Annotated in this window: 13 protein-coding genes and 2 pseudogenes; 7 read left to right on the top strand and 8 right to left on the bottom strand. The window is 60.6% G+C overall.

Going from position 1 to position 13,075, the window contains the following annotated elements:
* Positions 1–53 precede the first annotated feature (53 nt).
* Both GQ674_RS21010 and GQ674_RS21005 read left to right on the top strand, forming a co-directional pair.
* Positions 54–326, top strand: coding sequence for a hypothetical protein (locus GQ674_RS21010; RefSeq protein WP_159499013.1), 273 nt, complete (start codon positions 54–56; stop codon positions 324–326).
* Positions 293–1,114, top strand: coding sequence for a M90 family metallopeptidase (locus GQ674_RS21005; RefSeq protein ID WP_159499011.1), 822 nt, complete (start codon positions 293–295; stop codon positions 1,112–1,114). Before GQ674_RS21010 ends, GQ674_RS21005 begins: the two co-directional genes overlap by 34 nt.
* A 126-nt stretch (positions 1,115–1,240) precedes the next feature.
* On the opposite strand, the gene GQ674_RS21000 is transcribed toward GQ674_RS21005, so the two are convergent.
* The 4 genes from GQ674_RS21000 to dusA form a co-directional block, all read right to left on the bottom strand.
* Positions 1,241–2,665: an ATP-binding protein gene (locus GQ674_RS21000; RefSeq protein ID WP_159499009.1), complete on the bottom strand. Its 1,425-nt coding sequence runs from the start codon at positions 2,663–2,665 to the stop codon at positions 1,241–1,243.
* Between the two features lie 23 nt (positions 2,666–2,688).
* Positions 2,689–3,372: a response regulator transcription factor gene (locus GQ674_RS20995; protein ID WP_038691087.1), complete on the bottom strand. Its 684-nt coding sequence runs from the start codon at positions 3,370–3,372 to the stop codon at positions 2,689–2,691.
* Between the two features lie 71 nt (positions 3,373–3,443).
* Entirely contained in the window at positions 3,444–3,815 is a 372-nt protein-coding gene (locus GQ674_RS20990) for a hypothetical protein (RefSeq protein WP_201290296.1), read from the bottom strand.
* Positions 3,816–4,026: 211 nt separating this feature from the next.
* The gene (dusA, locus tag GQ674_RS20985) at positions 4,027–5,022 is read right to left on the bottom strand and encodes a tRNA dihydrouridine(20/20a) synthase DusA (protein ID WP_159499007.1); all 996 of its coding nucleotides are present in this window, start codon (positions 5,020–5,022) and stop codon (positions 4,027–4,029) included.
* Between the two features lie 122 nt (positions 5,023–5,144).
* Here dusA and GQ674_RS21690 point away from each other — a divergent pair, with 122 nt between their 5' ends.
* Entirely contained in the window at positions 5,145–5,660 is a 516-nt protein-coding gene (locus GQ674_RS21690) for a hypothetical protein (protein WP_236546144.1), read from the top strand.
* 299 nt (positions 5,661–5,959) lie between these two features.
* On the top strand, positions 5,960–6,205 hold the full coding sequence (locus tag GQ674_RS21685; RefSeq protein WP_236546143.1) for a tyrosine-type recombinase/integrase: 246 nt from the start codon (positions 5,960–5,962) through the stop codon (positions 6,203–6,205).
* Here the strand turns inward: GQ674_RS21685 and GQ674_RS20975 are convergent.
* Positions 6,191–7,864, bottom strand: coding sequence for a hypothetical protein (locus GQ674_RS20975; protein WP_159499005.1), 1,674 nt, complete (start codon positions 7,862–7,864; stop codon positions 6,191–6,193). The two genes, GQ674_RS21685 and GQ674_RS20975, sit on opposite strands and share 15 nt — an antisense overlap.
* Before the next feature lie 240 nt (positions 7,865–8,104).
* On the opposite strand from GQ674_RS20975, the pseudogene GQ674_RS20970 reads away from it, so the two are divergent.
* Both GQ674_RS20970 and GQ674_RS20965 read left to right on the top strand, forming a co-directional pair.
* Positions 8,105–8,677, top strand: a pseudogene (locus GQ674_RS20970) (Rha family transcriptional regulator); the annotation flags it as partial.
* Between the two features lie 138 nt (positions 8,678–8,815).
* Positions 8,816–9,715, top strand: a complete 900-nt coding sequence (locus tag GQ674_RS20965; RefSeq protein WP_159499003.1) for a hypothetical protein — start codon at positions 8,816–8,818, stop codon at positions 9,713–9,715.
* Between the two features lie 83 nt (positions 9,716–9,798).
* Here the strand turns inward: GQ674_RS20965 and GQ674_RS20960 are convergent.
* A pseudogene (locus GQ674_RS20960) lies at positions 9,799–10,137 on the bottom strand (Presumed portal vertex protein); the annotation flags it as partial.
* Here GQ674_RS20960 and GQ674_RS20955 point away from each other — a divergent pair.
* Positions 10,133–10,531 (top strand): hypothetical protein, encoded by a 399-nt coding sequence (locus tag GQ674_RS20955; RefSeq protein ID WP_159498999.1) that lies wholly within the window; start codon positions 10,133–10,135, stop codon positions 10,529–10,531. The pseudogene GQ674_RS20960 and the gene GQ674_RS20955 overlap by 5 nt on opposite strands.
* On the opposite strand, the gene GQ674_RS20950 is transcribed toward GQ674_RS20955, so the two are convergent.
* Positions 10,511–11,722, bottom strand: a complete 1,212-nt coding sequence (locus tag GQ674_RS20950; protein ID WP_159498997.1) for a hypothetical protein — start codon at positions 11,720–11,722, stop codon at positions 10,511–10,513. The genes GQ674_RS20955 and GQ674_RS20950 overlap by 21 nt on opposite strands.
* Positions 11,703–12,743 carry a nucleoid-associated protein gene (locus tag GQ674_RS20945; RefSeq protein WP_159498995.1) on the bottom strand — a complete coding sequence of 347 codons (1,041 nt, stop codon included), beginning with the start codon at positions 12,741–12,743 and terminating at the stop codon, positions 11,703–11,705. Before GQ674_RS20945 ends, GQ674_RS20950 begins: the two co-directional genes overlap by 20 nt.
* Between the last annotated feature and the right edge of the window lie 332 nt (positions 12,744–13,075).

Genomic DNA, 13,075 nt, shown 5'->3' with positions numbered 1-13,075 from the left:
GGCCCTGAATCGGGCTAGAATCGAAGACTGACCCGCCCTTCCGGATGTCGACGATGCGCTCGTTCGCCCATTGCCTGATCCTGCTGATGGCCCCCTTGGCCGCGCATGCTTCCGATGCGCTGACCAGCCCGGGGCGGGGTGGCTGCGTGTATTCCCCGGCCGAAAGCGAGCGCACCGCACCGGCGGCGGCTCCTGCTGCACGCGCACCGGCCGCGAAGCCGAGCGCGGCAAGTGGCACCAGCAGCGGGGGTGGCGGCGACGACGACGTCCTGCCGCGCCTGCGCGCGCCGAAATGGCACAGCTTCCTGCCGGGCATGTTCCGCTGATCGAACGTATGTGGGGTTGGCTGCGGCGCACGCCGCGCGCGATTGATCCGGGCCTGTGGCAGCGCAGCTGCCAGCGTGGACCGTGGCTGCGGGGACTGGACGCGCAACGCCGTGATCGGCTGGCCGATCTTTCCGCGCGCTTCCTGCATGAGAAAACCATCAGCCCGGTCGGTGGCCTGGTCCTGGATGACAGCGATGCGGTGCTGCTGGCGGCGCTGTGCTGCCTGCCCCTGCTTGAGCTGGGCGAGGTAGGCCTGCGCGGCTGGTCGCAGTTGATCGTGTATCCGGACGCGTTCCGCGTCCAGCGCAGCCACGTGGACGCGGCCGGCGTACTGCACCAATGGGACGACGAGCTGATTGGCGAATCGTGGGACAGCGGTCCACTGATTCTCTCCTGGGCCGATATCCAGGCCGACATCGCCGACCCGCATGCCGGCTACTGCGTGGCCGTGCATGAGATGGCGCACAAGATCGATGCGCTCGACGGTGCGATCGACGGCACCCCGCCGCTCCCGCGCGACTGGCAGCGCGAATGGGCGAAGGATTTCCAGACAGCGTATGACACGTTCTGCGCACAGGTGGACCGTGGCCGGGACACGCTGATCGACCCGTATGCGGCCGAGGCGCCGGAAGAGTTCTTCGCGGTGGTCACCGAGTACCACTTCTCCGCGCCGGACCTGCTGGCCCAGGAGATGCCGGGCGTGGCTGCGCATCTGCGGCGGTTCTATGGGGCATCGCCGGGGTTGGCGGGTACCGACCAACGGTCGGTACCTACCATTGCGCGGTGATTGTTTTGCGTACCGACCGACGGTCGGCACCTACCGTTGGGTTCATACCGACCTGGGGATTGGCGCGTTGGCCACGCCCGGTAGGCATCGACCATTGGTCGATGCGGTGCCGGCACCACGCGGCGATCACGGCCCCGGCGGCAGCTTCACTTCGAACCGCGCGCCGCCCAGCTCGGGCGAACGCTTGACCTGCAGTTCGCCACGGTAATCCTTGATCAGATCCTGCACGATCGACAGACCGATGCCATGGCCCTGCACGCGCTCATCGCCGCGCACGCCACGCTGCAGCACCTTGGCGATGTCTTCCGGCGCGATGCCCGGGCCATCGTCGTCCACCGACAACACCAGCCCGGCGCGGCGTGCGCCCTGCGCCGGCAACGGCTTGGCGGTGAGCAGCACGCGGCGCTTGGCCCACTTGAAGGCGTTCTCCAGCAGGTTGCCGAGCAGTTCCTGCAGGTCGCCCGGTTCACCGTGGAAGCGCGCGCCTTCGTCGATATCGAACTCGCACAGCACGCCCTTGCCGGCGTACACCTTCTCCAGCCCGCGCACGATTTCCTCGGCGTTGGACTCGATCGGCAGCGGCGCCGAGAACAGCTTGTGCCCCGACGATGCCGCGCGCGCCAGCTGGTAGGACACCAGGTTGTTCATGCGCCGCAGCTGCACATCGAACTCCTGCCGCAGGTCCTGGTCCTGCGCACCGCTGTCGAGCTGCGTACGCAGCACCGCCAAGGGCGTTTTCAGGCTGTGCGCAAGGTCGGCCAGGGTGTTGCGCTGGCGCTCGAGATTCTCGCGCTCACTTTCAATGAAGGCGTTGATGCTGTCGGTCAGCGGTTCCAGCTCGCGCGGGTGGCGCTCGCTCATGCGCTCGCTCTCGCCGCGCTGCACCTTGGTCAACTCGGTGATCACGCGCCGCATCGGGCGCAGGCTCCACTGCAGGATCACGGTCTGCAGCATCAACAGGATCAGGCCGGCGCCGCCCATCCAGAACCAGACACGACCGCGGAACACGCGCAGCTGCGCACCAAGCGCGCGCGAGTCCTCCATCACGTAGATGGTGTACGGGAATTCGGTGGCCGGGTCGGCGTCGGCGTCCCACACCAGGCCCAGCCCATAGCGGTACACGGATGCCTGGCTGCCGTCGATGTCAATCATCGGCAGGGGTCCCTCGAATACCTCCTGACGGGGTGCCAGAAGGCCTCGCACGGGGGGTAGCATCGGTCCTTCGGCAGAAAGCGAATTTGCCGTGGTGCCATTGCCCATGACCAACTGCATGTAAAGGCCGCTACCGGGCCCTGCGAAGCGCGAATCCGGCGGCTGCTCCCGAATGTACACCGAGCGATCGCGCGTGAAGTCGATACCGTCCGCGTAGGCGCGCGCGTAGCTTTTCAGTCGATCCTGCATGTTGGCGCGCGCCGTATCGGCGAACGCCGCATCCAGCGCATAGCCGGCGATGGCCAGGAACGCGACCAGGCCGACCGAGGCGGCCAGCAGCTGGCGCGCCTGCAATGAGCGCGGCCGCCAGCGTTTAAAGAACCACAGACGGCCTGACATCATCCCTTCGCCCGACTAGCGGCTCAGCCCTCGTTGCGCGGAATGGCGAAGCGGTAGCCCCGGCCACGCACGGTTTCGATCGGCTTGAGTTCGCCGTCGGCATCGAGCTTCTTGCGCAGGCGACCGATGAACACTTCCAGCACGTTGGAGTCGCGGTCGAAATCCTGCTGGTAGATGTGTTCGGTGAGGTCGGCCTTGGAGACCAGCTCACCGGCATGCATCATCAGGTATTCCAGCACCTTGTACTCGTAGCTGGTGAGGTCCACGTTGCTGCCGCTGACGCTGACCGTCTGCGCGGCAAGATCCAGTGCAACCGGCCCGCATTCCAGCGTTGGCTTGCTCCAGCCAGCGGCACGGCGCAGCAGCGCATTGACGCGGGCCAGCAGCTCTTCGACATGGAACGGCTTGACCAGGTAATCGTCGGCGCCCTGCTTGAGCCCTTCGACCTTGTCCTGCCAGCTCGAGCGTGCGGTAAGGATCAGCACGGGGAATTTCTTGCCCTCATCGCGCAGCGCCTTGATCAGCTCCATGCCCGACATCTTGGGCAGGCCCAGATCGATGATGCCGACGTCGAACGGCACTTCGCGGCCCATGTACAGACCTTCCTCACCGTCCTGCGCAGCGTCGACGGCAAAACCTTCGCGCTTGAGCCGGGCGGCGAGGGTTTCCCGCAGCGGGGCTTCGTCTTCGACCAGAAGGATACGCATGAACTCTCCCTAGTGTCCTGGGTATGGCCGGAGGCCAGTGGAATACAGTTGATTGCGACAACTATCCCTGTTCAGGGGTTATCGCCGCGTAGTGAAGACATATCCGATCGCGGTGCGCGGGGCTGTGAACGCGCCGGTGCGGGGTCATCCATGTAGCGGACCCGACCACGATCGTCCATGTACTTGACCCGGTTGATGTCGCGACCGTCGTAGGGCACCCGTTCGGCGCCCAGGATGTGGCCGCCGGTGGTGCGCTGGACGCGGCGGACCGCGTCGGACAGCGAACGTTCCGGCGGTGCCCCACGTGCGGCGCGCATCATGGCCTCACTGCGGGCGGGATCCGGGGTCGGTTCCTGCGCCGACACACTGCCGATGGCGGCAGCGGCGCCCGTCGCCAGCAGGGCGAGGACAGCAAGACGGCGTTGGCGGGTCACGGAGAGCATCGGTTTGATCCTAGCGGAGCGCAGCGAAACGTTCAAAAGTTGTGAATCGAAGCGGCCGAACCGGGTCGGCGTTTTACGAATCTTTAGCGAATTCTTGGTTTTACGCAGTGAATCCGGTCTGAACTTTTCCGGTCGCACCTCGGCGCCGTTCATCTAAGTGAACATTGGCGGCTAAAGTGGGTGCCTTGTCAAGCCGACAAGGTGACACGCCTCACGCGGCGACCCGGTCGGCCTGCGCGCGGGTGACCGCCAGCGCCTGCTCGATCACCGCCCAATCGGCGCCTGCGTGGTGCGCACCCTCGCTCAGCACCTGCCGGAACGCGCGGCCGCCGGGCTGGCCGTGGAACAGGCCAAGCAGGTGGCGGGTGATGTGCTTCAGGGCCAGGCCGCGGCCCAGTTGCGCCTCGATGTACGGGCGCATGGCGCGCAGCAGTGCCTCGCGCGGCTGCACGGACGCACCGGTCTGGGCGGCCTCCAGCTGATGCAGCACGTAGGGGTCGTGGTAAGCCGCACGGCCCAGCATCACCCCGTCCAGCGCCGGCAGCTGCGCCTGCGCCGCCTCCACCGTGGCCAGGCCGCCGTTGAGCACGACCTGCAGCGCCGGGCGGTCGGCCTTGAGCCGGTGGGCCCAGTCGTAGCGCAGCGGCGGCACTTCCCGGTTTTCCTTCGGCGACAGGCCTTTCAGCCACGCATTGCGGGCGTGCACGATGAACATCGCACTGCCCGCGTTGGCAGACTGATCGACGAAATTACGGAAGGTTTCGTAGTCGTTGTCTTCATCCACGCCCAGCCGGCACTTCACCGTAACCGGGATGTCCACCGCCGCGACCATGGCCGCCACGCACTCGGCCACCAAGGTCGGCTCGCGCATCAGGCAGGCGCCGAAGCGCCCGGCCTGGACCCGGTCGGACGGGCAGCCGCAGTTGAGGTTGACCTCGTCATAGCCCCAGTCCTGGGCGATGCGCGCAGCCTGCGCGAGCAGGGCCGGGTCGCTGCCCCCCAGCTGCAGGGCCAGCGGATGTTCGCTGCCGTCATACCCGAGCAGGCGCTCACGGTCGCCGTGGATCACCGCATTGGCGTGCACCATCTCGGTGTACAGCCGCGCACCCGGGGCCAGCAGCCGGTGGAAGTACCGGCAATGGCGGTCCGTCCAGTCCATCATCGGGGCCACGCAGAGCCGGATTCCCTTGATTTCCATAGATTTCATCAACTTATCAACCATATAGGGTTCACAGACTTTCCCGCATTTGCCCGGTTTTTCCCGCATTTTCCTAGCCAGCTGTACCATTGGCGTACCACGGCGAGCGTGGTACATCGAGCTGGTACACCATGGCGACCCTGCAAAACCGGGACGGCCGCTGGCGCGCTATTGTGCGCCGCAAAGGCCACCCCACCAAAACCCGGACCTTCCCCACCAAGACCGCTGCAAAGGCCTGGGGGGACCGCATGGACCGCGAACTGGCCGATCACGAGGCCCGAGGCGGTACACCTGGTGAAGAGACCACCATCGGCGAGCTGATCGACTGGCGGATCAACGAGCTGGCCAGCATTAGGGCTGTATCCAAGACGCACTCCGGCAACATGACCAGGATCCGCGAGGGACTCGGCGACATCGTGGCCAGGAGGCTCACGGCCAACGACGTGATCGAGCACGCCCGCCGGCGAATCCGCGGTGACCACATGATGGCGAACGGCGTCATTATCCCAGCCTGCGCGCCCGCAACCATGAACGTAGAGCTGGGGTTCCTCTCCGAGCTGCTGAAGCTGGCCGGTCCGATGAAAGGCGTGAAGCTGGCCAGCGATCCCGTTGCAGAGGCTCGGCCGGTGCTGCGCCGTTGCGCCTAGTCGGAAGTCGAAGCGACGGGATAGGCGGCCTACCGCCGATGAGCTAGAGCGCCTGCGCGAGCACTTACGTGCGGCGGCGTGGAGGTCGACCATCCCGATGGTGTACATCATCGACTTCCCCATCCTTACCGCTAAGCGTGAAAGCGAGATCACTAGGCCGCCGTCGTCCGACGTCGATCAGGTCAACAGCACGTCACTTCTCAGGGATGCGAAACACCCCCGCAAGAAGGCCGGCAACCACAGACGACCCCCTCCTGTGTGAGGCATGGGACATCGCCCAGTGCCAGCCCAAGCCGGCCGTGGACGGGCCGATCTTCCCCTACAACTCCAATTCCGTGGGCACGGCATTTACTCGCGCCTGCGCGAAGCTCCGAATCGAGGACCTCTGCTTCCACGATCTTCGGCATGAAGCCACGTCCCGCCTGTTCGAGCAGGGCTACGACATCACCGAGCTTGGAGCAGTAACCCTCCACCAGTCTTGGAACGAGCTAAAGCGCTACACCCAGGTCCGGCCAGAGCATCTGCACCGATCAGATTTCGCCTGAACCGGAAACACCGTGGATTGTCTTGATTCGTACCGCATTCCACTCCGACACTAATGCTATACATTGAAGCGCGGCCTCTGCATTGAGCCCGGCCCGAGAGTACGCGTCTATATGGGCCGACCGTCGATCTAGAAGCTCTTTGATGACGTAGAAGCTAAGCTGCCGGCGCCTAAATGCGGAAGCCAGCTCGGATACGTCCGCCCGAGCAATGGCAGAGAACGCTTCTTCATCACCCATGCTACTCGCTATCTTGTCGAGGGCAGCATCAAGCGTAATAGCGAGCGGAGAGGCCTGCCGCGCCTGATCGAGCGCCTGTAGAAACTCTGCATCCCTTATCTCTCCGAAGAAAGAAAGAGCTCCCTCTTGTAGCTCGTCAACACGGTCACCGCTCCTAGCTGCGATCCAGTCATTGATGACTCGACTTGCCAGGTCGTCGCGTCCGTGTGATCGCAGCATTCGGACGAAGCCATCAGCATTCATTGCGCTCTCGTTACCAACGACGGCTGTCCAACTCGCCATCATTTCCCCGAGCACCTGTTCCTCGCCGGCCGAAAGATCGTTTCGATAGCGTCGCCAAGCGGCGTTGAACCGTTCGTGCTTTGCATGCGTACGCGCCTCTCGGTCCCAAGCCTCGACAACCTCACGTAGACCTTCAGCCGGATACCCCGCCGCAACGCCTTCTGAAAGCAATTTGGTCAGCTTGTCGCTACTGTCTATGCCGTAGCGGCTGATCTTGTCTGCGAACCCTACCTCTTCCGGGGTGTATTTGCGCTCACCCGACACGCCGCGCTCTTGATTTATACGATCAAGCGCTAAGGCCATCGGCGATTCACGCATCAGGAACTCAAGCGGCGGTGCACCGATTGCACTTCCGCAATTGCAGTACTCCAAGAACACGACGTCGCGGACAATACTTCTCACGGTCGCATCGTGAACCGGTCCAAAGTCTCCAAAGACGAGGTCCAAACTCCTCGCGATTCTGCGAATGACGCGAACGTTCTTAACCCCAAGCTCGCACAACGCAGTGACTGCGTCTGCATGCCACCTTTGCAACTGATCCCCATCGCCGAGCGCCACCTTTATAGCCGCTTCGGCCGACGGATCGTAGTAAAACTCTGCCTCGAACACCTTCTCACGCTGCTCTGCCCATTCTTTCCCGTCGGACACGTTGAGCGCCCCAGAATTCAGGATCACGCACACGCGACAGCCTCGACGTTCTTCAAGATGCGATACGAGGCCGAAAACATCCTTGAGACTGAGGTTGCTCCCTCGCCGCTCAACGTCGTCAATGCAGATCAAACGTCGTTTAACGAAATAGAACGCGAGGGCCTGGGTGGCAGCAGTGAACTGGCCACCGCCCCCAAACTCTGATGGCACAAGAGAACCACCCCCGGTGAGCCAACGCCATAGGTCTCTAACATAGTAGTTCCGCTTGTACCACTTCAACGCAGTTTGATCCTGCGCCGCAAGGGCAACCTGAGCTTTCAAGGCATCAAGCGAGTCAACTCCGAACAACGACACGTAGGTCTGCTGAACCCCCTGGACCTTGACCACCTGGTTCCACATGTGGGTCTTTCCAACGCCCCACGGCCCGTGGAGGCAGACGGCGCGACGCGTGCTGCCCCTAACAAACTTCGCTACGTTCTGCTCGACGGACATCGGTGAGCCACTCCTTGTTTTCCGCAAATTACACCCCCCGCGTGCCTGCGGGAAGCAAGCGCGGCCTAGACACCAGCGGATAGACTGGTCTCCCGTCACATGCGGGGCTGCGTTCGGGCAGAATCCACCAATGACGACTGACTATCCCTTGGCCCTGCTGGCCTCCACGCCTGTTGTGAAGCTGTCCTCTGAGGGTCAGGCGTTGACCTCGAGCCCGGACGTAGCCGCGTCTTCAAGAAGCGACATGCTGACGCCCTCCTCGCGATTGAGCGCCTGTTGGTCAACCTGGCCGAATACAGCCAAGTGGACCAAGAGGTTGATGACCAAGGGGAAGATTGGGCAGACGATCATGAGCGCAAAAGTGCGTTCATGTTGACCACCGGCTTCTTCCGACCCATCGAGGTCGAGGTGGGCGCGGGCAATGGCGCGATCTGCCGCGAACGGGCCTACGCATTGATGCGCGACGGCTTTTCCCTGCTCGCCATTGCCTTTACCGGCAGGCAAGCGCTCACCTTCAAGCTGGCATACATCGGCGCCTTCAACGCTATGGAAGCGAAGCTTCGGGATCTGTATGTCGCCCCTATCGAGTCAAGTAAGGAGTTCACCCGCAGCATCCGTCTCAAGGACAAGATGGTGCTGCATGATCAGGCAAGGATTGCCAGTCGCGAACTGACCCGCGCAGAAACACCGCGCGAGAAGAATCAGGCGTACTGGCAGCTGCACCAGATCAACACCGCACTTGTCATACCCATGCCATCGATGCAGTGTCTCGGCGCATCACCGATGGCACTTATCGACGGCACCGTGCGTTGAGCACGTCGTCCCCTCTCGCACACGCAGAGCTACAAAAAAGGCCGCCTGGTGGGGCGGCCCTCCTGTATGGAACTGGGACGTGGGATCAACGCAGGCTATCGTTCTAAGATCAGCGGCGTAGCCCTTCAAGGAGATCATATGGCAACCGTCTACTGGATACAGATCGCAGACCTGACTACGTCAGACCTTGTAGAGCTTGATCACACCAACTATCTGTCGTTGCAGCATGCTAGGCAAACTCTGATAGATCTGAATGCCTTTGAGCAGAAGTACGAAATTCTGCTCAACAACTATCGGGACTTTGAGGTGCACTGCGCACATCAATCACTGATGTCTGTCACCTCTGCCGACTACTCCTATCAGACTGCGAATGGCGTGCTAGCTGAAGCCAACCGTATGTTCATGAACTTCCTGACTGCTCACCAATCGTACGTCGACCAAGTGGTTCAAGACTTCAAGCATCTTGACCTAGGCGAGCCTTTGTTGGTTGCCGGGATCGCAGCGCCGGTGACGTTCAAACAGCTAGCCGAGGGTCAGCTGAGGAATATCTATGACGCAAGCAATGAGTATCGTGCTATCTGCGCCCTCCGAAATCATGCACAGCACAGCGCCGCGCCTATACACGGCGTAAAGGGCGCTCGAAAGGCCTGCTGGGCTGAATCTCTGATCTTCTATTCGTTGAAGACAGTTCTGGCCCAGAACAAAAAGTTCAAACCGACGGTCCTGGCGGAAATCGATGAGCAGATCGATATACGCATCACCTGTAAGAGAGCGATCGAGCGCATAAGCACGGCCCACGTCAAGCTCCGACAGATGGTGCAATCGCAGTGCAATCAAGCCAGACAAGCGATTGAGCAAGCTCACGCTGATATGGCGAGGAAAGTTGATGCCACTCAGAAGGTCTATGCGCTCTGGCTTTGCTCACGAAGTGACGGCGGTGAAGATGTTGAGCGCACCATCCTCATGCTTCAATGGGATGATGCACGCAAGGCATTGCAAGAGAAGAACGGCCGACCGATCACGAGCATTCGCACTTGATCGACCCAAAGCAAAAGCCATGCCTCTCCTGCGAGAGCTGGGCATGGGGCTTGCGCATTAAGCCAAGCACGGCAGGGGAAGCATCATGCAATCCCGCCCAGTGTCTTCGGGTCGAACGGAGCAAGCTGGATCACGTCGTCGCCGACACAGTCGTTCACGGGCAGCATCCGGGCCTGCAGCGCGGCCAACTCGGTCTCGCCCTGAGCGGCGTACGCATCGCGTATGGACCGGAAGCCGCCAGCATTCTGCGGCACCCACTCCCAGCGGCTGCGGGGGATCCGCAGCGATGCCAGTAGGTCGTCGCGCATGACGCTCTTGATGCTCATGAACTCATCCTTGGCCGCTACCTCGCTGACTGGAATCAGCTGCGGACGGTCCTTCTTACCGTTGGGCGAATGAAGGAAAAGGCTGCGTAAATTGCCCAGCCACAGGTTCAGCGCCAGTCAGCGAGATACCTACAGCGGCGTGCGCGCGTACTGCAACGACAAAAAAGGCGCCCGACGCAAGTCGGTGTTGGTGAGGACGGCCACGAACTCCAAATCGCTGCCCGAGACCTTCAACAGCAAGCGAACCGCACGCGAGCATGCAGACGCCGAATGGAAGCGCGTGCAGCGCGACGCGGCCAAGCTGGAGTACTCGCTGGCGCTGGGCCGGGCAACACTCTACCTCGAGCAGCGCATCGATGTGTCCGGATTCAAGCCCGACATCGATGACCGCACCTGGTTGATCGCCGAGGCAACCCACAGCATCACGGGCAGCACCGGCCTCACCACTTCGCTGGTGCTGGAGAGATCATCACAATCCGGTGGGCCATAGAAAGGATTGGGTTGCACGAGCAAAAGTAAGAACTGAGGATGTGACCGCACCGGAGGATAGCCCATCCACCGCCATGTACACCACGCTGAGAAAAACAATGGCCACTGCGATTCGTACAGCAACGAGTACGTTCAGCTGATGATCAACACGAACGTGCAGATCGCGAAACGCTTGACGGTGAGGCTCAGATACAACGTCTGGCTGCGCAGCAAGCTCGGTTCTCCGAATTTCTATCTCGCGGCCGATAGCGCGCACAGAATTTCTTTGATTGGCTACCAACATCCACATGAGCGCGACAAAAATGGAGATTCCTATCAGCACCGATATGTTCTTGAAGGGCGCGTCATAGGCGATCGACGCACCCGCCACCAGAAGCGCAGCAGGCAGCGCCAGCAGCTGATTCTGGATATCGGAAAATGACTTATTGAGCCTCAATGAATCATCCAAATTCTGCTTTGCGATTTCCTTCGCAACACTAGCGGCCGTGAACTTCGACAGCAAAAGCGCATACGATGCGCGGACGTTACGCACGTAGTTTGAAAAACCCTGCGCGAGCTGCCTTATCGTCAGCTCGCCAGAGCCCGAGGCCAGTTCTGCTAATGCGTCCCGAGCAATTGCGTGCTTCTCCGCACGATGAAAATCTTCATCCATGTACTCTGCCCGAAAAGAATCCAACTCCGGAAGAATCCGCAGATCCTCGGAGCCGTACTCAAGCGATATCTTGAACCGAGCATCTGGACGCACGAGGAAGTGCAGACATAGATCACCATGAGTTGCGTAGTCAGCCAACTCGGCTAGCAAACGACAGAGCTTAACCGCGTGGAAGTAAGCAAGTACCGAGTCTGGAGCATCAGCATCTTGCCCGCGGTAACTGTATGCAATATTGGTGAGCGTAAACCCCGCTGGTACGCCGGTCAGGTTCGCCTTTTGCGAAACCAGCATCCGCTTCAGGTCGCTATAAACAGCCCCTCGCTCTGGGATAAAACTAATCAGCCTCGTAGGCTCATCAGGATCCCCAAGAAAGTTTCCGCCAATCGCACGGAGGATGCGAAGCGTCGCAGAGAAGTTGTAGCTGTCCGGCAGTCGACCCGAGTACACCTGCTTATCCAGAAGCTGCTGCTCGACACCCTCAAGCTCTCTATCGAGCCAGAGGACGGCATCGTGCGTAGTTTTAAGATCCCGGGGTTGCATTTGCCTTTACTTCTGCCTTTAGCGATTCGCTAGGATTGTGAATTAGCAGAGCGTCTTGATTCTCATCATAAGTAACGCGCTTTTCGGCAACATCTTGAATGTCAAATGATACCGCGATCGTACCCATCTTTCCGTGAACCCTGCGCAGTTCCTTGTATACCGATTGGTCGGGCTTGAATCCGTGGCTGAACTGGAACTTGTGCGCATCCTCACCAGTCGTGACGAACTCGATGAATTTTTCAGGCTCCAGATTTTCCACTGCCACTGCGATCGCGGTGAGAACCACTTCCTCTTTGCTCTTTGAAAAACACTCGTGCAACCTACCTCTGACTTCCTTCCAGCGCTCCTGCTTTTCTTCATCAGACAGGCTTTCGAGCTGCAGTACGTAAGTTTTCGCTGCCTGAATGACTTGCTTCGTATGATGACGCCCGCTGGTGTAGTCATCGCACGCCAGAGCCTTACGGAAATAAGCTGTCACTTCATCCGCACCGCGGCCCTTTATGAACGTGAGATAGGGTACTGTCCCTGCGTCCCACCTGCTGAGATTCACCTTGGCCGCTTCGTGCAGCTTGTCCGTATCGATGACCAGCGTTGGGGTTAGGTCAAGGTTGTCGTCGTCGATCCCAGCTCCCTCTCTAAGCTTGAGCATGGTTACGAGTAGAAATTCCTCACCGCCGACCTCATAGCTGACGATGAAGGCATGCCCCCCAGTTGCGAGTGGCGCACCTTCCATCTCGCCCATGATGATGTTGACGGCAAGTTTCGAGAATGCGAGGAAATCAACCTCTCCGGCCCGATGTTCTTTCACTCGGACAGGGAATCTATGAAGATCCTCATCCTCGCCAAATGTGCCAGTACTGTTACCCTTCTTGCTAAAGAGGTGAAGCGTCTGAGCGCACACTGCCGTTAACGTATCGTTGGCTGGCAACAGATCGTCACGCCAATGAACTGACACACTGCCCTCTCCGGATGTGTGCTGCAGCTTTTTCAAATGATGAATAATTGCCGCTTTGATTTCCATTCTTCCCCCCTGGTAGTCCTTATGCCCTAGATAGGCACGCGGAGCTTAACTTATGTGAGGATTGTGTGGGAAGCCGATGGCCCGTAGAGATTCGCCGTGCTTCTATCCCGCAGGTTTCTCCAATGCGTGTCGCGACTTCTGGTCGTGGTCTCTTAATTGAGCCAACTGCTCTGATGACCGCCTGCGTCCGTTGTTTCTGACGCCCCGGTAAGTAGGCCGCAAACCCACGATTTGATCGCAGCTTGGAATGAACGCTGCCCCAGGATCCACCGGTCGGGCACGTGTTGACACGCGCCAACGGTTGGGAACACTCAGGGAACGCGACATGAGGT

This window comes from Stenotrophomonas sp. 364, from assembly GCF_009832905.1.
GTDB lineage: Bacteria > Pseudomonadota > Gammaproteobacteria > Xanthomonadales > Xanthomonadaceae > Stenotrophomonas > Stenotrophomonas maltophilia_AP.
This window is presented reverse-complemented; position numbering and strand designations above follow the sequence as displayed.